The sequence below is a fragment of the Protofrankia sp. Cj5 genome (assembly GCF_917627405.1).
Taxonomy (GTDB): domain Bacteria; phylum Actinomycetota; class Actinomycetes; order Frankiales; family Frankiaceae; genus Protofrankia.
In genome coordinates this window covers 14,225-36,865 of sequence record NZ_CAKJTO010000032.1, presented here as the reverse complement: position 1 = coordinate 36,865, position 22,641 = coordinate 14,225, and the positions used below count along the sequence as shown (strand labels likewise).

The following is a 22,641-nucleotide window of genomic DNA, read 5'->3' as shown; positions in this document are numbered from 1 at the left end:
CCGCACGCCCGAGCGTGCGTCCATGTCGGAAAACCAGAGTTCGTTCAGGTAGCCGTGCTGGTACAGACAGCCGTGCTGGTACAGGTGACGGAAACCTGGAACCGCTCGTAGAGATCGCGGATCTCGTCCGAGCGCAACGGGCGCTTGAGCATGCAGACCTGCGAGCGCAGACCCTCCAGGACCGGTCCGAGAACGCGCTCGTCCGCATCGATCCCGTGCTTGCGCAGGGCGTGGCGCACCGACGCCCGCCCCGCGTGCTTGCCCACGACCAGGCGGCGCCGGGCGCCGACCTCAGCGGGGTCGAAGGGCTCGTAGAGGCTGGGCGCCTTGAGCACCCCGTCCACGTGGATACCGGACTCGTGCATGAACGCCGCCCCACCGACGATGGCCTTCCCGCACGGCATCGGACGGCGTGCCGCGCGCGAGACCAGGGCCGCGAGCGCCCGGAAGGACGTGGTGTCCAGGCCGGCCCTGAGGCCGAACAGGTGGCGCAGCGCCATCGCCACCTCCTCCATGGGCGCGTTGCCGGCCCGTTCACCCAGCCCCGCGACCGTGGTGCTGACGAACCCGAAGCCCGCCCGGACCGCCGCGAGCGTGTTGGCGGTGGCGAGACCGAAGTCGTCATGGGCGTGGATCTCCCAGTTGGCGGGCACCGCGCCCACCAGCTGGGACGCGCGGGCCCAGGCGCCGAAAGGCTCGAGGACCCCGACGGTGTCGGCCCAGCGCAGGCGGTCGACACCATCGCGGGACAGTTCGCCCGCGAGCTCGATGACGAAGCCGTCGTCCGCCCGCGAAGCATCCTCAAACCCGACCCCGACCAGCAGGCCCAGGTCGAGGGCGGCGGCGGCGCACTCGCGGATCCGGGTACGCGCCCACGCCCGGTCACGACCGAACTTGTGCGCAAGGTGCAGGTCGGAGACGGGGATACTGATGTGAACGCGACGGACGCCAGCGGTGACCGCCGCGTCGATGTCGGACCGCATCGCCCGGCACCAAGCGACGATCTCCGCCCGCAGCCCGGCGGACGCGATACGACGCAGTACTTCGCGCTCGGCCGAGCCCATGGCCGGCACGCCCGCCTCGATCTGCTGTACCCCCGCCTGGTCGAGCGCGACGGCGATGGCGAGCTTCTCCTCGGCCGTGAAGGCAACTCCCGGGGCCTGCTCACCATCACGCAGGGTGGTGTCACAGAACCCGATCACGCTGTCGTGCCTCACAGTTGCCCTCCGTCGGTCGAAAAGGAAGGTGGCGAGATGCGCGGGCCCGCGGTCAGCTGTCCGCGACCGGTGGCGACCTCCGCGGGCCTCGCCGTTGAAGCGCCGCGATTAGGAATGTCGTCCACCGTTGTTTCACGCTCTTTAAGCGCCGTATCTTCGCAGTAACGTTTCGGCCGCATCCGCGATTCTGGGACGAATAGCTGAGGAGCCCCGGGCCGGGTGTCGAAAAGCCCTGGGACCAACGGTGCGAGCGCCTGGCGCCACATGGTTCACCGCCGGTCGTCACCGGACCCGCCGGCACAATACGACAGCTTGTCTTCGCACTATTGTTTTACGCTCGGAAGCCGTGACCAAATATCGTGGACAGCCAACTTGGGACGAATGAACCAGCGTCCGCGGGCCAATGACCCGAACAGTTTTTCAAACGCCCCGGAGAAGTCTGCCCCGGGACCCGGGCATGACAAACAGTGGCGAGCACAACAAAGGCGTTCCCCGGTCGCGGGCGTTGTGACGACGCCGACGACCGGGGAACGCCAGGGATCAGTGCACCACGGGTCTGGGAAAGCGAAGAATCACGTCATACCGATGAATCGGTGGATCGGTGGATCGGTGGATCGGTGGATCAGGCGAGCGTCCAGGTGTTGCCCGCGTGCAGCAGCTCGGAAAGCAGCTCATCGGGCGTCGATGCCGCGCTGCCCGCCCGCGCGGAGGTGTTCTGCTCCGCCACCATGGCCTCGTACGAGGGCCGGTGCACCCGGCGGAACACCCCGATCGGGGTGTTGCTCAGATCGGAGTCGGACAGCCGAGACAGGGTGAAGGCGTAGGCCGGGCCCGCAACCGTCTCGTCGTGAACGATGATCTCGCTGCGGGGGACGTTGGCGGTGTCCGCGACCTCGAGCCCGAAACCACGCGGCTCGCGCACGACGCACTTCTCCCCCGACCCGCCGAACGTGATCGGCTTACCGTGCTCCAGACGGACCAGCACCGAGTCGCGGCTGGCCGGGTCCTTCAGCACGTCGAACGCACCGTCGTTGAAGATGGCACAGTTCTGGTAGATCTCGATGAAGGCGCTGCCCTCGTGCGCGGCGGCGGCACGCAGCACCGAGTGCAGGTGCTTGCGGTCGGAGTCGATGGTACGGGCCACGAACGACGCCTCCGCGCCGAGCGCGAGCGCGATCGGGTTGAACGGGGTGTCGCGGGAGCCGACCGGCGTCGACTTGGTGACCTTGCCAAACTCCGACGTGGGCGAGCACTGCCCCTTGGTCAACCCGTAGATCCGGTTGTTGAACATCAGGATCTTGAGGTTGACGTTACGGCGGAGTGCGTGGATGAGGTGGTTGCCGCCGATCGACAGCGCGTCACCGTCACCGCTGACGACCCATACCGACAGGTCTGGACGGCTGACCGCGAGACCCGTCGCGATCGCCGGTGCCCGGCCGTGGATCGAGTGCATGCCGTAGGTGTTGAGGTAGTACGGGAACCGGGACGAACAGCCGATCCCGGAGACGAACGTGATCCGCTCACGCGGGATGCCCAGCTCCGGCATGAACGACTGGATGGCCGACAGGATCGCGAAGTCACCGCATCCCGGGCACCAGCGGACCTCCTGATTCGACCTGAAGTCCTTGGCGGTGAGTTTGACGGGCACTTCAGTCATTACGCACGACCTCCTCGAGAACTGTCTCCAGCTCGGCCGAGGTGAACGGCTGGCCGTTGACCTTGTTGTAGGACACGCTGTCGATCAGGTAGCGCTCCCGGACCACATGGGCGAGCTGGCCGAGGTTCATCTCCGGGATGACTACACGGTCGTAGCTGGCGAGCACCGCACCGACGTTCTTCGGCATCGGCGCGATGTGACGCAGATGCGCCTGGGCGATGGAGACCCCGCGTTCCCGCAGCTTGCGGCAGGCGGCACCGATCGGCCCGTAGGTGGAGCCCCAGCCGAGCACCAGCACCCGGGCAGTACCCGAAGGATCCTCAACCTCAAGGTCAGGCACGTCGATCGCCTCGACCCGGGCCGCGCGCAGCCGCATCATCAGGTCGTGGTCGGCCGGCACATAGGACACCGCGCCGGTACGGTCCGCCTTCTCCAGCCCACCGATGCGGTGTTCCAGGCCGGGTGTGCCCGGCACCGCCCAGGGGCGGGCCAGCGTGTGCGGGTCGTGCAGGTAGGGCAGGAACGTGCCGTCGGGGCCGTTGGGCTCGGTCGCGAACTCCACCCGCAGGTCGGGCAGGTCCGCCGGATCCGGCAACAGCCACGGCTCGGAGCCATTGGCCAGGTAGCCGTCGGAGAGCAGGATGACCGGCATCCGGTAGGTCAGCGCGATGCGCGCCGCCTCCAGCGCCGCGTCGAAACAGTCCGCCGGTGAGCGGGCCGCGATCACCGCGAGCGGCGCCTCACCGTGCCGGCCGAACAGGGCGATGTTCAGGTCGGACTGCTCGGTCTTGGTCGGCAGGCCGGTCGACGGGCCGGCCCGCTGCACGTCGACGATGACCAGCGGAAGCTCCAGCATCACCGCGAGGCCGAGGGTCTCGGTCTTGAGCGCCAGCCCCGGGCCGGAGGTCGAGGTGACACCGAGCGCACCGCCGTAGGAGGCACCCAGCGCCGAGCCGACCGCAGCGATCTCGTCCTCGGCCTGGAAGGTGGTCACGCCGTAGCGCTTGTACCCGGACAGCTCGTGCAGGATCTCCGAAGCCGGGGTGATCGGATAGGCACCCAGGAAGAGCGGCAGGCGAGCCCGCAGGGCCGCGGCGGCCAGGCCGTAGGCGAGCGCCGAGTTGCCGTTGACGCTGCGGTAGGTGCCGGGCTCCAGCTTCGCGGGCTTGACCTCGTAGCGGACGGCGAAGTCCTCGGTGGTCTCACCATAGTTCCAGCCGGCCTGGAACGCGGCCACGTTCGCGGCGGCCAGCACCGGCTTCTTGGCGAACTTCTGCTTGAGAAACTCGACCGTGCCCTCGGTGGGCCGGCTGTACATCCACGACAGCAGACCGAGGGCGAACATGTTCTTCGCCCGCTCGGCGTCCTTCTTGGCGACGTCGAGATCGGCGAGCGCGGCGACCGTCGCGGTCGTCAGCGGCACCCGGTGCACCGTGTACCCGTCGAGCGAGTCGTTCTCCAGTGGATTACTCGTGTAACCGACCTTCTCAAGATTACGCGGGGTGAACTCATCTGTGTTGACAATGATCTCCGCATTCGGCGGCAGATCGGCAAGATTGGCCCGCAACGCCGCCGGGTTCATCGCCACCAGTACATCCGGCGAGTCACCGGGGGTGAGGACGTCATGGGCGGCGAAATGCACCTGGAAGCTGGACACGCCGTGCAGCGATCCTGATGGGGCGCGGATCTCGGCGGGGTAGTTGGGCAGGGTGGACAGGTCGTTTCCCAGGATGGCGGTCTCGGAGGCGAAACGGTCGCCGGTGAGCTGCATGCCGTCGCCGGAGTCACCGGCGAACCGGATTGCCACCCGGTCCAGATGCTGGATCTGCTTGGCCACGTACGTGGACCTCCTCAATGACCGACGGTCGGCGAGGGTGCATACCCACTGTTCTACAGCGAGTAGAGCGAACCATGCGGATCGCCCGTCCTTCTTATACGGAGACATTGCTTCAGCGGTGTTTCGCACTGTCAAATCGCCATCTCGCGAAGCGGGCGTTCCGGCTCACGTCAAATTCGACAACAGCAACGTCACATATATCTCCGGACGTGCGGAAAAAGCCTCGCTCATTGTGCGGACAACGCCTTCCGCGGGACCTTCGGGAGCCAATAGCGGAAAGACGTTTCCCGCCACGGGGGACCACCGCCCCCGCTCTCGCGGCGGCGAAGGTCGGGCGTCTGCCGGTAACCGGCCCACCAGGGTGTGGCTGGCACCACCTGCCCGGCGGATACGAAAAGTATCCAGCTCATCCGGACCCAGTCATCGGTCATCGGTTAACGGCCAGCGGCGGCAGGCGGTGCGCTCTCCCCTGTTCACCGGGCGAGGCTCGCGAAGATGTCGTCGAGGAGCGGCTGGCCGGGTGCCCGGCCATGTTCGACGTACCACTCAGTGCCCAGTGCCCATCTGAACACCGGGTAGGGAAGGCGCAGCAGCACTGTCAGCAGGCGGAGCCCCGACCCCGCGTCGGCGCTGGCCTGGCTGGCGTGAGCGGCCAGGGCCGCCCTCTTTGTACGCGCGTGGCGACGCACGTCGACCCGGTGGGTCAGCGCCTCACGTGGGGTGTACATGCCCGCGGCGCGCGCGGGGCCGAAGCCCGCCGGGACGCCGGGCAACCGGCTGACGATCCGCAGCGCCCGCCGCAGCACCCCGCGATCCAGCGTCGCCTCCAGGACGACCGCGGTACCGGCGAGCCGGGCGGCACGAACCCCGACCTGATGCACCCGCACATGGTCCGGGTGGCCGTAGCCACCGACCGGGTCGTAGATGGTGAGCGCGTCCGCCCGCTCCGCACGCAGGATCTCAGCCAGCCGCAGGGCCGCTTCACCGACGTCCGCCGCGGCGAATGTCGCCGGCGCGGCGGCGGACGGCGCGGCTGGCATCCCGGAATCCTGATAGCCCAGCCACACGACCCGCGCGCATCCGAGCAGCTGGGCGGAGCGCTCCAGCTCGGCCTGGCGCTGGTGGGCCAACGGGCCGCGGGCGAGCACCTCACGCGACGCTGAGCCAGCACCGCCGGTGGTAGCGACCACAAGGACCACCCGGTGCCCCTCAGCCGCCGCCCTCGCCAGGGTACCGCCGGTGAGCAGCGCCTCATCATCAGGATGAGCGTGGAAGGAGACAAGTGTGTACGGCATCGTCCCAGTCTGCGCATCGGGCTCGGGCGAGGATGATCCGCCAGCGACATTCCACCATGCTCCGCGATGGAAAATCCGCGCGCGCTTGTCTGGTAGCGTCCTGTTACGATAGGAGGTGTGAGCCCTGTCACTCGGAAGAGCCCCGGTCAGGCCCTGATAAGGGACCACAGCCGGAACACGCCGTGGCCGTACGGGCCAGTCCTCGAAGCCGCCGCGCCCCTCCATGATGAGCAGTCGGTGCTCGTCGCTGAAATGTGGGCGTCGCGGTTACTGGGGCAGATCTGGGTCACCGGTTGGGCCGATGACGCGGCCGGCGACACCCATGACCCGAATGACGTCATGGAAAACCAGGTCGAGACGTTTATCCACTATCTGGCGGGCCAGTCCAGCGCCGTTGCCCTGACGATCTTGCGCGCGCTGGCGCTGGTGGGTGAGGACTGGATGCGCGACCTGGCCACGGTGGCCGCGCGCGGCCTGGCCGGACGCGGTGTCCCGGAACCGGCCTGGGCCGCCCATAGCGGTACCACCGAACTGATCGACGCGCTGTCGACGACCGACATGTTCGGCGACGTTGAGGTGATCACGCTTGTCTTCCGGCGGGCCGCGATCGACCACGTTGTCGTCGTCTTCGTCGACCATGCCTCCCTCGCGGGCATCTTTAAGATCATGGTTGGCGAAATGGCGGCCAGCAACCTCACAACGCTGGTCACGACCTTCGGTCCGGCGGGATCGCTCAGCGATCCGATCTCACTGACTGCCGCGCAGGCCAGAGCCCGGCTCGATGACGCCCTCGACAGGATGCTCGATCACGGCCCGCCGGAGGCGGACTACCTCCCGGACGCGGCGGACCGCGACGGCGTTGCCCAGCACGGCGTCGACGACCGCGGCAGCGAGGACGACGAGGACGACGACCCAGCCGGGACCTGGGCACTGCTGCGGGCGAGACTCGATCTACTGCCCGACGACGCGCTCGCCGGGACCGGGGCCAGCGACGCCGATATGATCGTTATTGGCGGATCGGATGTCAACGGCTCAGACCTGGACCTGGACCTGGCCGATGACGGGGCCGACCGAGCGGAAGCCGAACGCGTCGTCACACGCTTCCTCGCGACAGATCGCGCCAAGGCGTTACCCGATCGCGACGTGGCCCGGATCTGGGCGCGGATGGCGGCTGATTGGGCCCTCGACCTGGGACGAGCGGCGCAGCACTACGGCCCGCTGTCGCTGGGATATTTCCTCATCACCGAAGTGAGTCAACACATTACGATCGGGGATGACGACCTGGCGCTGCTGCCAGCCGTCATCCGGGCCTGGGCGCACTTCACCGCCGACGCCCGCGGGCTGGGCGCCATCGCGCACCAGCAGTGGGACGAGCAGCTGGCGGACGTGCTGGACCAGTTCACCTCCGCGTACAAGGAACCTGGCGCGGTCGAGCACCGCGCCACCTGCGCGGATGTCATCGCCTTCCGGCTGTACGAGACCGAAACCAGCTCCGAGGCCCTCTTCGACAGGCTTTACGCATCGGCTCCCACCCTCATGCGCGGGCAACTCGACGCGGCCAGGCTGGCGCTGGACCCGCTCCCGCCACCCGCGGCCGCCGCGGCGGGAACCGTCTACCGGGTCAAGGTGCTGCTGCGCGGGTCGAAACCACCGATCTGGCGCCGGCTTGAGATCTCCTCGATGAGTACGCTGACAGACCTGCACACGGTGATCCAGGCCGCGTTCGACTGGAATGGCGATCACCTATGGGTGTTCACGACCGACTACGGACAGTTCGGATACTCCTCCGACCTGGGCGACCAAGATCCGGACTCGGTGGCCCTCGCCCAGATCGCCACGGAAGGCACCACGTTCCGCTACCTGTTCGACTTCGGCGACAACCTGGACCACAACGTCATTGTTGAGAGGACACTGCTCGCCGCGGCGGGAACCGCCTATCCCCGTTGCGTCGGCGGCCGCCAGCCCGATCCCGCCCTGTACTACTTCGACGATGATGACGAGGGCCGTACCGACGCGGTCTTTGACAAAGAACTGATCAATGCCCGTCTCGCGAGGCTACAGACATAACCCGTAGCCTCCCAGCAAGGGCACGTACAGCATCCACGCACGACTCCTTTCCGTATTCAGCGGTTACGGAGCGCGGTTTTTGCTGGATCCAGATCTCAAAGGTTTGCGATCCGCTGACTGTAGATCGACACGATGTGTCATGTGCGAAACGGATCGTCTGACCAAGCTGGTGTTTGAAGCAGGTCACGGCCAGTGCAACGGGGTTCATGGTCCGGCAGCTCAGGCGGTGAGGAGACGGCTGTCGAAGCCGGCGGCGACGAGAGCCTTGAAGGCGGCATACACGTCCTCCGGGACGTCCTGGGCGATGGCGAACCCGAGCTTCGGGTACTCGATCACCCGTTGCAGGTCACCGACGAGGGTGACGATCCAGGTCGTGCCGTTCACCGCGGGCGCCCACGCAGGCATGATCGCAAGCTTCACGATCCTGGGCTTTCCCGACACCGGCGGAGCCTCCGAGACGGTCTACATCGAAGCTCCCACGGGCAGCCTCTACCTGGAGAAACAGGCCGAGGTCCGACGCTACGAAGCCTGGATGAACCAGCTCCGCAGCTCCGCCCTCGCGCCCACCCCCAACACCCTCTCGATCATCAAAGCGGCACGTGAGGACCTACAGCGATGACCACCCACGGTGCGGACGTCCCGCTGACCTGGCGCAAGAGCAGCTACTCCGGCGGCACCGGCGGCAACTGCGTCGAGGTAGCCACCCTCCCCGACGGCGGCCGAGCCGTCCGCGACTCCAAGAACCCAGACGGACCGGCCCTGCACTTCACCGCCGCCGAATGGATCGCCTTCCTCGCAGGCGTACAGGACGGCGAGTTCAACCGATAGCCGGACGATCACCAATGGCAGCAGGACAGCCCAAGCCACACGACCTTCGTGCCGCGATCGCCGACTCCGTCGCCGAGCACGTGAAGGCTTACGACGTCGCAGAGTCCCACGAGGGTCTCGGCCTCGCTCCTGTGGTGGAGGGCGAGGACCCGTTCCACAGCAAGCGGATCTACGTCCAAAGCAAGCTCACGGGCAAGCCGATGGCGGAGCTGCGGCGGATCGCCGGCCGCCTCCCGGAGGAGTGGGACGATCCGTCCCTGCAGACGATGGTCGACGGTCTTGCGGCACGCGGCGTCCGCGGCGAGGTTCGCAATCTCATCTTCGCCTCAACGGGACCCAAACCCAAGATCGTGCTCCGAGACGCCATCGACAACGTGGTCGAAGTCGTCGAGAACGGGCAGTTCTGCCTTTACTACGATCGACCCGTCAGCGAAGGCGGGCTCATGTGGTCGGAGCTCGTGGACTGGTGGTCAGCAGCCTTGAAGACGGCCAACACCGATGTCGCCGCCCGACATCTGTGGACCCGTCTTCACACATCCCTCGACAGCGATCCCGAGAAGACGCTGTTCCGCAGCTACACGAAGCGGTACCAGGCCGGCTTCGACCAGCCCGCCCTGATCCCGCAGGTGTATCTGCACTACGACCCGTACAGCAGCACAGGTGGCCGACGCTCGGCGCTCGTGCGGCAGCGGATGGACTTCTTGCTTCTGCTGCCAGGTCGGCGACGGGTGGTCATCGAGATCGACGGCAAGCACCACTATGCCCGCCCCGACGGGACGGCCGATCCCGCAGCGTACGCGGCCATGATGGTCGAGGACCGGCGTCTACGGCTGCGGGGATACGAAGTGCACCGGTTCGGAGGCTGGGAGTTCGTCGACAACACTGCTGCCCACGTAACGCTGGATACGTTCTTCGACGAGCTGCTCGACGGCCCAACGTAGTCATCACACAACGTCAGTCGGCAGTCAGCCCGCGGAACGATCTTTTGCCCTTTACCAAGGAATGCCGCAGCGAGCACGCTCCGGAGCACGGCGTGCGCTAACGTGACAGATCCATACCGTAGGATCGCTTCCGGTGGTTGATCGCGGCGTGCGACGGCCTCATTTTCCCAGTCCAGAGGGTTGGGTGAGCCGGCAGTGGCCCGTGTCAGTCAACGCGCCGAGCAGCGGCAGCTTCGTGGTCGGATGCGCGAGTTCGGTATGAGCCATGACGAGATCGCCGGCGAGTTCGGACGGCGGTTCCGCTTCCGGCCGCGGGCCGCGTTTCGGCACGCGTTCGGGTGGACGCTCCAGGAGGCCGCCGACGCGATCAATGCTCAGGCGGCGGGCCTCGGGCTCGATCCGGTGGGCCGAGCAAGCATGACGGGGCCGCGACTGTCGGAGCTTGAGTCGTGGCCGGCTTCAGGCGCGCGGCGGCCCACCCCACAGATCCTCGCTCTGCTCGCGCACGTGTATGGCACGGACATCCACCATCTTCTCGACCTCGAAGATCGTGAACACCTAGCGCCTGCAGATCTTCTTCTCCTCGACAGCTGCGTGCGCGAGGTCAGCGCGGCGCGCGGCCGGCCGCCAGTCACGTCAGCCGGCGCCGTTCGTGGTCGCGACACTCCTCGGTGGCCCGGGGCTGCCGGCGGGCTACCGCAGCCTGCGCTTCTGCCGGCATTCGTGGACAATGAGCCAATATCCAAGCCTCCTGCCGTGCGTTCGCGGACGCCGGTGCCTGTCGGGGTCGAGGGAGAGGGGTCACCGACGAAGCGTCGCGAGGTTCTCGCCGCTGTGGGCGCGTCTGCCGTCGCGGCCCTGCTCGCCCAGTCGGCGGTGGAGTCGGCGATGTTCGGGCAGCGCTGGGAGGAATCCGATCTCGGCTCGACGATGCTGGAGCACCTTGATCTGGAGGTGCAACGGTTCGGCCTTTCCTACCTGCATACGCCGCCCGAGCAGCTGTTCATGCAGGTGCGGGAGTGCCGGCAGCGGGTCTCCATGATGGTGGCGGGACGCCAGACGCTGAGCCAGCGGCAGCACCTGTGCGTCGTCGGTGGATGGCTTTCGGGGCTAATGGGACATCTGGCGCTCGATCTCGGTGACAGCGCCGTGGCTCACGCGCACTGCCTGACGGCATGGCAGCTTGCCATGGAGTCCGGCGACGCCCGACTGGGCGGGTGGGTCCGAGGAACCCAGGCGATGATCGCTTTCTACACCGGCGACGCGGCGGACGCGTTGCGTTACGCGCTGGCTGGTCTTGACGTCGCTCCGCGGAACTCGTTCGTCCAGACTCGACTTCTTGCGCAGCTGGGACGAGCCCATGCGCGCCTGGGAGACGCCGACGGTGTGAGCGTCGCGTTCGCCCGTGCGGAGGACTCCTTCGAGTCGGTGACAGAGAAGGCGTCGCACAGCATTTTCTCCTTCGACTACCCCTACCTGCCGTTCTACGTCGGCACGGCCTACACCGCGCTCGCCAGGCCTGAGAAGGCGCGGACCTTCGCCCAGCAGGCGGTGACGTTGTGCGACGCGGCGGCGGAGAACTGGCCGGTCGCGCGGGCCTTGGCTCGGGTGGATCTCGCGCTCGCCGCAGTGCGGCGGAAGGAACCGGACAGAGCGTGCGCCGTGACCGTCGAGGCGCTGGAGATCTGCGCGACCGAACGCCCGGTGGATCTGATCGTTCGCCGCACCGGTGAGGTCGTGCGGGAGCTGCGCCCCTACCAGGAGCTGTCGGCCGTCCGCGACCTGTATGAGCGCCAGACGAACCTGTCCCGCACGGTCCGCGGCACGCAGCGGGCCCCTTCCAACCCCGGCGCCGGTTCAGCGGCACATGATCGACAGGCGGACATCCTCTAGTGGATCTTCATCTGAACGGTAAGGTCGCGCTCGTCACCGGTGGCTCTCGCGGCATCGGCCGGGCGATCGCGTCCCGCCTTGCGTCCGAGGGCTGCCGGGTCGGGATCTGCGGACGCGACTCCGACGCCCTCGCCCAGGCCGCAGCGAGCCTCGGCCTGGGCGACTCGGACGTGTTCAGCCTGATCGCCGACGTGACCCAGCCTGGCCAGGTCGAACGGTTCGTCGAGGAGGCGGCCAATCGCTTCGGAGGCGTCGACCTGTTGGTCGCGAACGTCGGTGGCACCGTCGGAGGGGACCTTCTCGACTCGACCCCTGAAGACTGGGCGCAGACGTTCGACCTCAACGCCGGCCACGCCGTCCGAGCCATCCGCACGGCCGTCCCGCACATGAGGGAGAACGGCGGCGGATCGGTCGTCATCGTCTCGTCGATCTCGGCCTCGAAGCCGTCGCCCCGGGCGCAGTACGGGGCGGCCAAGGTCGCAGAGATCTACCTGGCCTCAGCCTTCGCCCGGGAGCTGGGGCCGTTCAACGTGCGGGTCAACGCGGTCAGCCCAGGGTCCATCCTCTTCCCCGGGGGTGGCTGGGAGAACTACGCCCGCCAGCATCCGGAGGACTTCGAGACGTTCGTGCAGCGGGACTTCCCCGCGCACCGGCTGGGCACCGCCGAGGAAGTCGCGGACGTGGTGACCTTCCTTTTGTCCGACCGGGCTAGCTGGGTGAACGGAGCCGACGTCGCCGTCGACGGCGCTCAAGGCCGGCCGAGCGCCCGCGGGTACTGACCGAGATCACCGTCACTGAGGGTGTATCGACGTAACGATCGCAGCTTCGGCGGTGCGGGCGGAGCTGAGAACGGACTCCAGTAGCGGTTCAGGCAGGGTTCCCGCTCTCAGGCCGGAGGCGTTGAGTAGGTGTGTCCTCAGCACAGATCACTTCCAGACAGGCTGCCACCTGGAGCTCCCACGAGTATGTCGGCGTGCTCTCCGCCAAGGCTGTGCGGGCCTCGGCTGAGAGGTGGGCAGGCAAGGCGGGGACGGCCGATCAGGGGGAAGAAGCAGGCCACAGCCCGTGCCGCGGGGTTCATGGTCCGTCAGTCCCCAGGCAGGAGGGCTGTGGCAGCCGCGCGGGCGAGAACGGCCTGGCTGGTGGCGGAGAGGCCGAGCCGGTTCCAGTGGAAGATCAGGACGTGGGTGAGGATCGCCCGGAGTCCACGGCCGAGCTGGGCCTGCGAGGCTGCGTCGCCGAGTCGGCGGCCGGCGGCGTGGAAGGCCGTGAGCCAGGGGGCTGTGTGCGCGACCGGCCCGCCGGAGGCGAACAGGTCGCTGGTGGGCAGGTCGGGGATGGACAGAAGCAGCCGCACGTTCGCGGCGAGCTGAGCGATCTTCGGGTGGTCGGTGGCCGGTGGGACGGGGCGTAGGCCGGCGACCCGGGCGAAGACGTCGCCGCGTTCGAAGCTGTCGAGGCCGGCCGCCTGTAGGAGGCCGTTGATCAGCAGGATCGAGAGTTCGCGGCGGCCGAGGCCGGGGGTGTCGTGGCGCAGGTAGTCGAGGACGCCGCAGCTGTCGGCGCAGAACAGCTCATGGACGGCGTTCATCCCGGTTGGGCCGCCGAAGGCGAAAGTTTCCGGTTCGTAGACCGTCGACCACCAGCGAGTGAGTGCTCCGGTGGCGGTCAGCTCGTCGAGCACCTGGTCGACGGCCGTGGTGTCCGCGCGGTGCAGGCGGAGCCGCCAGCAGGGATGCTTGCGCAGGAACCACCAGCCGCCGACCGCACCGCTGGCCTGGAGCTGGTCCAGGCGTGGCCCGAGCTGTGTGGCGGCGGTGGCTTCGGCGGTGGACCAGTCGGGGAACTGGACCCGTACCTGGTAGCAGTTCTGGTCGGCGCGCTGTTCAAGCGCCGCGAGTCCAGCCGCCTGGTAGACCCGTACCGCGTCGGCCAGGTCGGCGGGGTCGAGCGCGTTGCTGGTGGCTGTGGCGTGCAGGTCGGCGCCGGCGAGCACCGCGATGACGCCGGCAGCGAGGTCTTGGGGGGCGGTGATGCTCAGGCTATGAGCAGGCATGTGTCCCATCCCGTGCGTGGCGGTCCGACATGTCGGGTGGATTCCGCTGCCAGGGCAATCCCCGCAGCGCCGGTCAGCAGCCCGCTGTCCTGCCCGCTGGAGGTGGAAGAGGCGGTGGCGTGCCGCGCGAGCCGGGTGGCGATCGTGGGAAGCCGGCGGCCGATGGCGGAGCTTCGCGCGTCACGGGCGGCTCGATAGGCGGTTTGGTAGATCCCGGCCAGGCCGTGGCACAGGCCGAGATCGCTGATCCGGTCGAGCTGGGAATCGGTCAGAGCGGCGGCGAGGATGGCCTCGGCGTCCTGTGCCCGTCGATGATCGTGGGTGGCGAGGGCGGCAAGCTGCTGAGCGCGGGCGATGCCGATCGTGCCGTAGCACCAGGAGACGCGGCCGGGGCTGGTCTGGGTGGGGCGGCCGGTGCGCAGATCCTCGCGGGTGATCCACTGTGGCCACCAGGGGCCGTCCGCGCCGTCTTGGCGCCACTGGTCGAACCAGTCGGTCAGGATGGCTATCGCTTCGTCCTGGCCGTCGACCAGGCTCCTTTCCGCGGCGGCGAGAGCGAGGAAGGCGAGCAGGCCGGCCGCGCCGTGCGCCATGCCGAGGTTCGCGTGCCCACCCGGGGTCGGCAGAGCGTCGTCCGGGTCATGTGCGACCCACCAGCCCGGCAGGTCGACACCGTTCTCGCGGTGCGGCCGGGTCAGACTGACCGTGTACCGCAGGAGGTCGGCGAGGATCTCACTGTCGGGGTGGCTGCGGAGCAGGAGGGCGCCGATGCCGGTCAGGCCGTAGAACAGGTCGTATTCGGCGAACGTGGTGGGCTCGCCGCGTTCGGCTCTGCTGGCAGCGAGGGTCAGCCGCTGGCGGGTCAGACGCTGTATGTGGGTGTCCAGCGTGTCGCGGGCGCTGCGGTAGCGGGGATTCCCGTCGGCGGCGGCGTGCAGGAGGAAGGCGAGGGCGGGCGCCCCGTAGTACAGGCCGGTGTGCTCGGCGGCGTCGACCGGCCCGGCGACGGCCCGCCGGATGTGGGCCTGTGCGGTGTCCCAGCTACCCGAGCCGGTCCGGGCCCGCTCGATCTGCAGGAGCGCCGTCCCGGCCGGGCCTCGGGCCAGGGACTGTCTGACCGCGTCGTCGGCGGAGAACGTCTCCACCGCGGCACCGGTGCCGGGGGTCACCGGGCACCGGCCAGAGCGAGGTGGCGCAGTGCGGCGGCGCGGGCGAGGCGCCCGGTTTCCCTCTCCAGGGTCGGATCGACACCGACGGCGCGCACATGGTGCTTGTGCAGGAGAGTCCGCAGCACTGTCCGCGGATCACGCTGCCGCGCGAGGGCCTGGTAGTACAGCGCCAGCGCGGTGGCTCGGGCGTTCCAGGCTCTGACGACTGCCTCACCGCCGGTCAGGGCACGAACCGCTTGGTGGTCACCGCCGGGATCGGCCAGGTCGAGGGCCTGGTCCCGCAGGGTGCGGTCCAGGGCACCGTGCTCCTGCCGAAGGCATCCGACGAGTGCCTGGTACCCGGCCGGCAGGTCGGGAGCGAAGGAGGCGGCCAGGTCCACCATCGATGCTGCGGCCAGGGCCTGGGTGGAGATCCCGGACGTCTGGGCCGTCGTGATCTGGGCGATGGCGCAGAGGGTGTCGGCAGCGAACACCGACTCGGCGGCGGCCAGCGCGTCACCGTCGCCGTAGCGGGCGGTGTGCTGCGGAGAGGTGGCCAGGGTGAGCTGGTTGGGAAGGCCGCGGCTCTCTAGGTCGGCTGCGAAGGCGGCCACAGCGGCGGAGACCGGCCCATAGTGGTCTGGGCTGTGCAGGCGCAGGAACACCGCAAGGTACTGATCACTCTCAGGAAGGATCATGTCGCGGTGTCGCCGGACCCACCACAGCCCGACCCGCCCTTCCAGGCTGGCGATGAGTCTCGGCAGGTGGCCGGTGAGGATGGCGTCGAACCGAGCCGGGTTTCCGACAAGCTGTGCATGCAGAAGGGCGGAGTCCCCCGGACGATGTACCGCTCCCGGCGCTGTGGTCACGGGGAGTGGCCGTGCCAGTGGGCTAATCGCGGTCAACGGGATCAGCAGCTCGGCCGGCCGGCCGATCCAGCCCTGTGCGTTGGGCGGCCCGTCCTCCTGCACCTCGATCCGGCCGGCCCGCTCCAGGTGGGTCAGCAGCAGCGCCCGGTCCAGATGACGATCCAGGTCAAGGGGTAGGCGAAGCTCGCCGTGGCAGAGCACGATACGTGCAGGCACGCGCCACCGCTGCCGCCAGGTACACAGTGCTTCCTGCCTTTCGTTGCCGGACTGCCCACGGGGCAGGTCGGTGGAGGTGAGCATCCAGCGGGCGACGGCCAGCACCGTGCGGCCGTAGCGGATGCGCGGCACGTAGGGCAGGACGCGGGCCGCGCCGAGGTCGAACCCGCCGAACACGGCGCTGCGGGCGTCGGCGACCTCGGCGAGGAAGCGGGCCAGCGGTGGGCTCTGCACGCTGGTGTCCAGCGCGTGCGGAATTCGAGGGATCACCCGCCGGCCGGTGGAGCGCTGCACCAGGTACATCTGCGCGCCGTCGGCGGTGACCGCCAGATCGTCAAGTCCGATCAGCTTGACCTCGGGGCGGCCGGGGTCAGGATGCTCCGAGAGGGAGACGACGTCCGGCAGCAGCGGTTCGACACGCGCCACGTTCTCGTTGTGCGGACGGCGCGGCGGGAAAGACAGCTGCGCCGCCAGCGGCTGGTCCCGCTCCCCCGCCTTCGCCCTGGCTGTGTACGTCGCGGCCAGCCGGTCGCGGTCGGCCGGATCGAGCAGGTGGGCGAACCGTCCGGCCATACTGGTGCAGGTCCGCGGGGCGGCGGTGACCCGCAGCCGGAAGTCCCCGCGGTCGAGCGCATGGGTCGAGACCGCCCACACCTCGACACCGAGCTCGACCCGCTGCGGCGGCACGATGTCCTGGTGCTCCCCGACAGCCAGTTCCTCGACGTCCGCGTCGGTCAGCGCGATCTCCTCGGCCCCGTCCACGGCGGCCTGCTGGATCAGGGTCAGGAGCGCGGTGTCGCGGTCGGTCAGCATCCGCCAGGCAGGCCTCGCTCGCGGTGCACCGAGATACCCGCCGGGATAGCCCAGCCCCGACTCGGCAACCAGCTCCCGAACCGGAACCAGAGCGCCGGGGCCGTAGCGGGCCCGGAACCGCGCGTGATAGTCCAGCCAGGCTGTCGAGCCGAACGGCTGGCGGGACAGCCGCAGCAGCACGCTGGCCGCGAGCGCCGCCTCGGTGAGAACCCGCTCGGGGACGGCGATCTGCGCGTCGAGCCGGGTGTCGACCGCGAGCATCTGGCCGGCTCGCGGTGCAAGCGAGGCCATCCTCGCGGCGATCGTCCGGCGCGTCTGCGCGGCCTGCTGCGGATCGGGGGTGCGGTTATGAGTGGCCAGCAGGGCGCGGAGCCTGTCGAGTTCGCGCAGCAGGTCGCTCACGTCGGTCAGGCCCTCCGGGCCAGCTGCGCGTAACGCGTCGGCCAGATGGGTCAGGGCATCGACGGCTGTCATCGGTGGTCGCAGGTTCGTGATCAGAAGGCCGCCGTCGACCAGACCGTGTACCAGCGCGCGGATCTTGTCCGGGGAGGCGGTGGGGAACCTGGTTGCCGTCCGTGCGACGAGCGCGTCCAGCTGGATCGGGTTGCCGGCCTCCGCCAAGGCGAAGCGGACCGGTCGGGTCAGCCGTACAGACGACTCTCGCAGCGGCCCCGGGCTCGAGGCACCCGCCTCGGCCCGCCGGTGCACGATGACCCGACCGTCGCGCACGATCCGCGCGCTGTCGGCCACCACCGTCAGCCGCCCACGCAGCTCCGGATGCCCTTCGAGCTGATCGACGAGCGCCGTGACCCACTCGGCGTCCGCGCGTGCCACGGCTTGATGTGCACGTCCCGCCTCGGCGGTAGCCGGCCCGACGGTCGCGGTGTTGATGCCGGCGAATATCCCGAACGGTGTCGCGCGCCGCTGCCACCGCAGTAGGTAGGACGCCACGGCGGTGAGGGCTCGCCGGACCTCCGTCCCGGACCGCTGCCCGGCGCCGTCGTCAAGAATCTGCTCGACGCGGGTATAGAGATCGGTACTCGCCAGTAGCAGCGCCTCCCGCACCTCCGGGTGCGCCCAGGTCTTGGCCAGCCATGCCCGGCCTTCCTGCTCGACCGCGGCGGAGTCGGACAGATCGAGATCAGTGGGCAGTTCGAGGCCGCCCGGGTCCGTCGAAGCGCGGACCTGGAGGAAGCCGGTGTGCTGGTAGCGCGGGGGCACAGCCATGGCGATCCCCTCTCCTCGCCGGTGCGGGATCCGCCGTCGGCACCCAAGTCGGGCAGGTACCGACGGCGGGACGGCTAGATCAGGACGGGTCGTTGGAGGAGGTGCTGCACGCGCTGGTGCTGCAGCTCTGGCCGCAGCCGTCGCTCGTGTCGCACATCATGATCGCGATCCGGGTGGTGGACTCCACCACCCGCATGTCCAGTTCCAGTTCCGCGTCGTCGAGCGCGAAGTCCACGGACTCCGCCTGGTCGGCCATCAGCACCGGCGACATCGAGATCACTCCTTGTTCTGGTGGGGGATTTCTCGGGTGGGTGGTGCGTCCTGGACCAGCCGTGTCAGCCCGCGACCGGCCAGGAGATCGTGACCAGGCCGTGGGTCTTCGCCAGCACGGCTGTGCCCTTGCCGGCCGGCGGACGGTCGGTGCCCGTCGGCCAGTAGGCGAAGGTCGGGGCCGGTCCGCCCCGTGCCTGGCGGTCCCACGCCTGGATCTGCTCGACGAGCGCGGTGGCAGCGGCCTCGCCGTGCGGGCCGTACGCTCGTCCGCCGAACTCGACCCCGGCGCCGTCCAACGCCGGGCGCACCGCCAGATAGGCGAACGAGTCGCCCTGCACAGCCCCGAAGGGGAACCAACTCTTGCGGTCGGCGGCGAGGTCGGTTCCCTCGTCCGCCGCCAGCCGGCAGAAGCCCGGCAGGAAGCAGGCGAACCACAGGTGCAGGTCGGCGAAGGACACGCCGTTACGGATCGTGATCCCGGAGCACACCTCGGTCCGAGGCGCCGCGAGGACGCCGTCCAGAAGATCCAGATCCTGGGGCGGGTCGGCGTCGAAACGCAGCCTGACGTGACGGCCGTGCCCGTCAGGCAGAAGGAAGACCCGCTCGTCGTGGGCACCGGCACCCTGCATGGGGACGAACCCGCACACCTCCGCCGAGGTGCTCACCAGATGATCGCCATCGCGACGGAACCCGATCGACCGGGTAATCCCGTTCATCCGCAGCGGTACGACGATCCGGCCGTCCTCGGCCAGCTGCGCGAGCCACGCCGGCGAGAGGTCCCAGGCACCGGCCGTCACCAGGATCGCGTCGACCCGGTCGCCGAGCTCGGCCACGCCGTCCTCAGCGTCCGCGCAGATGACCGCGACCCGGTCCGCGTACCCGGTCGTCTCCAGAAGCTCGCGGGCCCGGTCGGTCACCTCGGGATCGATGTCCACGCTGATCACCCGGCCCGAGGGGCCGACGACCTCAGCCAGGAGCGCGGCGTTGTAGCCGCTGGACCCGATCTCGACCACGCTCATCCCGGGGCCGAGTCCGGCCTGTTCGATCATCCGGGCCTGGATGAACGGAGCACTGATCGACGAGATGATCACGTCGTCCGCGGCCCGCTTGACCGCCACCGAGTCGTCGGCGTTGTAGGCAACCTCCAGCGAGGTGCCCGCGGGAACGAACAGGTGCCGCGGCACGGCACGAAACGCCCGCTCCACCTCCAGGGATGTGATCATGCCGGTCACGCAGAGCTTGTCCACCAGCGCGTTACGGACCTCAGCCGCCCGGTCCGGGGCGCTGGACGTGCCAGTCATCTGAGTCAACAAAGATCCTTCCGGGCCGTCTCGCCCCCAGCTCCGCGGTGCCACAGGCGGAAGATCGCCTGGGCTCCGGTGGGGTGCGTTGTAACGATGACCCATGCCGAGGCGCGACTCATTCCCCGGGCGGGGAAGATTTGCCCTCGGCTACCCGTGGGCACCTGAGCTGCGGAAACGATGATCGATGCCCTCTCCGATTCGGCGCATCGGCCCCGGATGCGGGTCGGAAAGTTCGCCAGCCGGGCCGTCTAACCACGCGGGCCGACAGATCTTGGCCGGGTGACGTTCAGGGTCGCTGCGGAAGCGCCGAGGCGAGGTCAGGGATGCCGGAGGTGAGGAGGCGGTGCAGGGCGGCGCCAGGGTGGCGGGGCAGCGGGTGCATGGGGACGGCGAAGTACTCGGGTTCGTCGAAGATGGGCTCCCCGTTGGGACGGCGGGCGAACTCGACCCGGCCGTAGTCGATGCCGTCACCGTCGTCGTAGCTCATCCAGCTGATCGTCTCGGTCTCGCCGGGTTGAAGAGGTGCGGTGAACAGGGGCCGGGCCTGGATGGTGTCGCCGTCGTCGCACCAGACGTGCGGGACGGCGAAGACCCACCGGTGAACGTGGATGGCCTGGGCCTGCGCCGCCGCGCGGACCTCGAACGCGAGGCTGGTCGCCCAGCTGGCCAGGTAGTCGTAGTCGCTGAGGATCAGCGTCCGAGCCAGAGACCAGACCCGCAAGCGCTGCGCGGGCCAGCCAGGAGTGCTCGCGACGTGTGGGATCATCGTGTGCCGTCTGCGTTCCTCCGTGTATCGCGTCCGGTACCGCGCGGCCGACCGGCCGACAGCGCCCCCCGGTCAGTGCGCGCGCCGCCGCCGGCTGGGATCCGTCACTGGACGTGATAAGTGTGCAGGTACGCGGGCCGACACGACCAGGCTCGCTTTGACCTGGTTCTGTGTGGATGCTGTCCGAGCCTCCCCAGGGGCGCTCGACCGTGTCCACGAACATCGGCACACGGCGTGACCTGCGGATGTGGACAGTGCGGTTGAGCCGGACGCTCGAGGAAGTCCAGGTAAGGGCGTCGCTGGGCTTCCTCAGACACTTCTCGGAAATTCCTCGGACACGCTCTCAGCGCCGTTCCCGGCGCATCCGCCGCATGATGACAACGAGGTCGGCCACCGCTGTCAAGGCGATCAGAGCGAGTACGGCGGCGGGCAACGGCCGATCGGAAACCGCGTAATAGGCGCAAGCGCCGACGCAGAACAGGAGCCCGAACAGGGCGAGCGCCACGCGCAGACCCAATGCGCTGCGGGCGGGCGGGAATCCACCTGGGCCACCGTCATCCACAGCTGCCCGCTACTCCGGGCTCAGAGCGACCGGCAACAGGAGACGCGGCGCGCGGGGCCGGGGTACACACCTCGCATCGTTGTCGTCGGTCGACACCCACAACCTCCGGTGCCTCCCTCCGCCGCCTCGCGATCTACGCACCCCGGCCCCGCTCCTTGAACCACACCCCTCTTGCCGGGCACTCTCAGAGCGCGTTTGAGATCATCATTCCGGCTCGCCGCGCCCAGGCTCCCTCTGGCTGCGTTGTCGGCCAAACCGATACAACTCATCCGGTATCGCTTCGGCCTTCCGCCTTGCCAGGGGGTGCCTGGACGCGGCTCACTGATTGAAAGCCCGATCTCAAACACGCTCTTAGATGATCTCGCGGTCGCCGAGATAAGGCCGCAGCACCTTGGGGACGCGGACATGATGATCAGCGGTCTGGAAGTTCTCCATGATTGCGGCCAGTAGCCGAGGTGTTGCCACCGCCGTGTTGTTCAGCGTGTGGGCGAACCGGACCCGCCCGTCAGCGTCCTTGTAACGGATGTTCGCCCGGCGGGCCTGCCAGTCGTGCAGGGTCGAGCAGCTGTGGGTCTCCCGGAAGCGCTCCAGCGACGGGAACCACGTATTGATGTCGTTCATCCGGAACTTGCCGAGGCCCATGTCGCCGGTGGCGCACTCCACCACCTCGTAGGCCAGGCCCAGGGACTGCAGGACGTGTTCAGCGGTGCCGAGCAGCTCGGCGTGCCAGCGGGCCGACTCCGCCTCGTCGGCCACGCAGATCACGAACTGTTCGACCTTCTCGAACTGGTGCACGCGCAGCAGCCCACGGACGTCACGCCCGGCGCTGCCGACCTCCCGACGGAAACACGGCGAGATCCCGGCATAGCGCAACGGCAGGTCACGCAGGGACAGCATCTCCCCGGAGTGCAGACCGACCAGCGCGACCTCGGCGGTACCAGCGAGATAGAGATCGTCCCCGGGCAGCTGGTAGATCTCCTCACCGTGCCCCGGCAGGAAACCGGTACCGACCAGCGCGTCACGCTTGACCAGCGACGGCACCGACAGCAGCCGGAAGTCCCGGCTTGCCAGCAGGTCCAGCGCGTAGGAGTGCACGGCCCGCTCCAACAGCACGAGGTCACCGGCGAGCGCGTACGCCCGCTCCCCCGAGGCGCTACGGGCCCGTTCGAACTCCGCCCAGCCACGCTTCTCGGCCAGCTCGACATGGTCGACGGGGGTGAAGTCGAACGCCGGGCGCTCGCCCCACACCCGGATGACGGTGTTCGCCGCCTCATCCGGTCCGACCGGCGCCCCGCTCCACGGGATGTTCGGTGTCCGCAGCAGCAGGTCCCGCAGGTGTGCGCTGGCCCGCTCCAGCTCCTCCCGGGTCTGGCGCAGCCGCTCGTCGAGAACGCCGGAACGTTCCCGCAGGCGCTCACGCTCTGCCTCGCCCGCGGCTTTGAACCCACCGGCGAGCTCCCTGCGCTCACGCTGGGCGGTGTCCAGCGTATGCTGCAGTGCCCGCACGGAGCGGTCGAGGAGCAGAATGCCATCGACGTCGAGGTCGACTCCCTTGACCCGAGCGGCTGCCCGCACGGTGTCGGGATTCTCCCGGATGAACCGTCTGTCCAGCATCTGGCCTCGTCGCCCTCCAGCGGGATCCCTGCGTATCGCTGAGAAGCCTACCGCCCGC

18 protein-coding genes and 1 pseudogene are annotated in these 22,641 nt (G+C 68.8%); 6 read left to right on the top strand and 13 right to left on the bottom strand.

What is annotated here, in order from left to right; translation table 11 throughout:
• Positions 1-44: 44 nt before the first annotated feature.
• The 4 genes from nifV to MJ777_RS09395 form a co-directional block, all read right to left on the bottom strand.
• Positions 45-1,217, bottom strand: a complete 1,173-nt coding sequence (nifV, locus tag MJ777_RS09410) for a homocitrate synthase (RefSeq protein WP_239375282.1) — start codon at positions 1,215-1,217, stop codon at positions 45-47.
• Between the two features lie 622 nt (positions 1,218-1,839).
• Positions 1,840-2,874, bottom strand: a complete 1,035-nt coding sequence (locus MJ777_RS09405; RefSeq protein ID WP_239308092.1) for a 2-oxoacid:ferredoxin oxidoreductase subunit beta — start codon at positions 2,872-2,874, stop codon at positions 1,840-1,842.
• Positions 2,867-4,645 (bottom strand): 2-oxoacid:acceptor oxidoreductase subunit alpha, encoded by a 1,779-nt coding sequence (locus MJ777_RS09400; protein WP_370651405.1) that lies wholly within the window; start codon positions 4,643-4,645, stop codon positions 2,867-2,869. Before MJ777_RS09400 ends, MJ777_RS09405 begins: the two co-directional genes overlap by 8 nt.
• Before the next feature lie 539 nt (positions 4,646-5,184).
• Entirely contained in the window at positions 5,185-6,006 is an 822-nt protein-coding gene (locus MJ777_RS09395; protein WP_239375279.1) for a PIG-L deacetylase family protein, read from the bottom strand.
• 237 nt (positions 6,007-6,243) lie between these two features.
• Here MJ777_RS09395 and MJ777_RS09390 point away from each other — a divergent pair, with 237 nt between their 5' ends.
• A complete protein-coding gene (locus tag MJ777_RS09390; RefSeq protein WP_239375276.1) occupies positions 6,244-8,073 on the top strand; it encodes a plasmid pRiA4b ORF-3 family protein in 1,830 nt (609 codons plus the stop codon).
• 219 nt (positions 8,074-8,292) lie between these two features.
• Here MJ777_RS09390 and MJ777_RS09385 read toward each other — a convergent pair.
• Positions 8,293-8,430: pseudogene (locus MJ777_RS09385) on the bottom strand (YdcF family protein); the annotation flags it as partial.
• A 16-nt stretch (positions 8,431-8,446) separates the two neighbouring features.
• Between MJ777_RS09385 and MJ777_RS09380 the strand changes: the two are divergent.
• The 5 genes from MJ777_RS09380 to MJ777_RS09360 all read left to right on the top strand — a co-directional run bounded on the left by MJ777_RS09380 (position 8,447) and on the right by MJ777_RS09360 (position 12,514).
• Positions 8,447-8,692: a Scr1 family TA system antitoxin-like transcriptional regulator gene (locus MJ777_RS09380; RefSeq protein ID WP_239375273.1), complete on the top strand. Its 246-nt coding sequence runs from the start codon at positions 8,447-8,449 to the stop codon at positions 8,690-8,692.
• Entirely contained in the window at positions 8,689-8,901 is a 213-nt protein-coding gene (locus MJ777_RS09375) for a DUF397 domain-containing protein (protein ID WP_239375270.1), read from the top strand. The genes MJ777_RS09380 and MJ777_RS09375 overlap by 4 nt, the downstream gene beginning before the upstream one ends.
• Before the next feature lie 14 nt (positions 8,902-8,915).
• Positions 8,916-9,842, top strand: a complete 927-nt coding sequence (locus tag MJ777_RS09370; protein ID WP_239375267.1) for a hypothetical protein — start codon at positions 8,916-8,918, stop codon at positions 9,840-9,842.
• A 195-nt stretch (positions 9,843-10,037) separates the two neighbouring features.
• Positions 10,038-11,735 (top strand): M48 family metallopeptidase, encoded by a 1,698-nt coding sequence (locus MJ777_RS09365; RefSeq protein ID WP_239375264.1) that lies wholly within the window; start codon positions 10,038-10,040, stop codon positions 11,733-11,735.
• Positions 11,735-12,514, top strand: a complete 780-nt coding sequence (locus tag MJ777_RS09360; RefSeq protein ID WP_239311120.1) for an SDR family NAD(P)-dependent oxidoreductase — start codon at positions 11,735-11,737, stop codon at positions 12,512-12,514. Before MJ777_RS09365 ends, MJ777_RS09360 begins: the two co-directional genes overlap by 1 nt.
• A 308-nt stretch (positions 12,515-12,822) precedes the next feature.
• Here the strand turns inward: MJ777_RS09360 and MJ777_RS09355 are convergent, their stop codons facing one another.
• The 8 genes from MJ777_RS09355 to serS all read right to left on the bottom strand — a co-directional run bounded on the left by MJ777_RS09355 (position 12,823) and on the right by serS (position 22,583).
• Entirely contained in the window at positions 12,823-13,791 is a 969-nt protein-coding gene (locus MJ777_RS09355) for a thiopeptide-type bacteriocin biosynthesis protein (RefSeq protein WP_239375261.1), read from the bottom strand.
• Positions 13,773-14,960 carry a lanthionine synthetase C family protein gene (locus MJ777_RS09350; RefSeq protein ID WP_239375258.1) on the bottom strand — a complete coding sequence of 396 codons (1,188 nt, stop codon included), beginning with the start codon at positions 14,958-14,960 and terminating at the stop codon, positions 13,773-13,775. Before MJ777_RS09350 ends, MJ777_RS09355 begins: the two co-directional genes overlap by 19 nt.
• A complete protein-coding gene (locus MJ777_RS09345) occupies positions 14,957-18,064 on the bottom strand; it encodes a lantibiotic dehydratase (RefSeq protein ID WP_239375255.1) in 3,108 nt (1,035 codons plus the stop codon). The genes MJ777_RS09350 and MJ777_RS09345 overlap by 4 nt, the downstream gene beginning before the upstream one ends.
• A 79-nt stretch (positions 18,065-18,143) precedes the next feature.
• Positions 18,144-18,335 carry an FxLD family lanthipeptide gene (locus tag MJ777_RS09340; RefSeq protein WP_239375252.1) on the bottom strand — a complete coding sequence of 64 codons (192 nt, stop codon included), beginning with the start codon at positions 18,333-18,335 and terminating at the stop codon, positions 18,144-18,146.
• Between the two features lie 64 nt (positions 18,336-18,399).
• Positions 18,400-19,647: a methyltransferase, FxLD system gene (fxlM, locus tag MJ777_RS09335; protein WP_239375250.1), complete on the bottom strand. Its 1,248-nt coding sequence runs from the start codon at positions 19,645-19,647 to the stop codon at positions 18,400-18,402.
• A 280-nt stretch (positions 19,648-19,927) separates the two neighbouring features.
• Positions 19,928-20,407, bottom strand: coding sequence for a hypothetical protein (locus MJ777_RS09330; protein ID WP_239375247.1), 480 nt, complete (start codon positions 20,405-20,407; stop codon positions 19,928-19,930).
• 343 nt (positions 20,408-20,750) lie between these two features.
• Positions 20,751-20,969, bottom strand: coding sequence for a DUF6343 family protein (locus MJ777_RS09325; RefSeq protein WP_239346922.1), 219 nt, complete (start codon positions 20,967-20,969; stop codon positions 20,751-20,753).
• A 351-nt stretch (positions 20,970-21,320) separates the two neighbouring features.
• Positions 21,321-22,583: a serine--tRNA ligase gene (gene serS / locus MJ777_RS09320; RefSeq protein WP_239311113.1), complete on the bottom strand. Its 1,263-nt coding sequence runs from the start codon at positions 22,581-22,583 to the stop codon at positions 21,321-21,323.
• Positions 22,584-22,641: the final 58 nt, after the last annotated feature.

Coding starts and splice junctions, on each gene's coding strand:
- MJ777_RS09405 (WP_239308092.1), bottom strand. CDS start 2,874: ATGACTGAAGTGCCCGTCAAACTCACCGCCAAGGACTTCAGGTCGAAT.
- MJ777_RS09400 (WP_370651405.1), bottom strand. CDS start 4,645: ATGCAGCTCACCGGCGACCGTTTCGCCTCCGAGACCGCCATCCTGGGA.
- MJ777_RS09395 (WP_239375279.1), bottom strand. CDS start 6,006: ATGCCGTACACACTTGTCTCCTTCCACGCTCATCCTGATGATGAGGCG.
- MJ777_RS09375 (WP_239375270.1), top strand. CDS start 8,689: ATGACCACCCACGGTGCGGACGTCCCGCTGACCTGGCGCAAGAGCAGC.
- MJ777_RS09370 (WP_239375267.1), top strand. CDS start 8,916: ATGGCAGCAGGACAGCCCAAGCCACACGACCTTCGTGCCGCGATCGCC.
- MJ777_RS09355 (WP_239375261.1), bottom strand. CDS start 13,791: ATGCCTGCTCATAGCCTGAGCATCACCGCCCCCCAAGACCTCGCTGCC.
- MJ777_RS09345 (WP_239375255.1), bottom strand. CDS start 18,064: ATGGCTGTGCCCCCGCGCTACCAGCACACCGGCTTCCTCCAGGTCCGC.
- MJ777_RS09340 (WP_239375252.1), bottom strand. CDS start 18,335: ATGTCGCCGGTGCTGATGGCCGACCAGGCGGAGTCCGTGGACTTCGCG.
- MJ777_RS09330 (WP_239375247.1), bottom strand. CDS start 20,407: ATGATCCCACACGTCGCGAGCACTCCTGGCTGGCCCGCGCAGCGCTTG.
- serS (WP_239311113.1), bottom strand. CDS start 22,583: ATGCTGGACAGACGGTTCATCCGGGAGAATCCCGACACCGTGCGGGCA.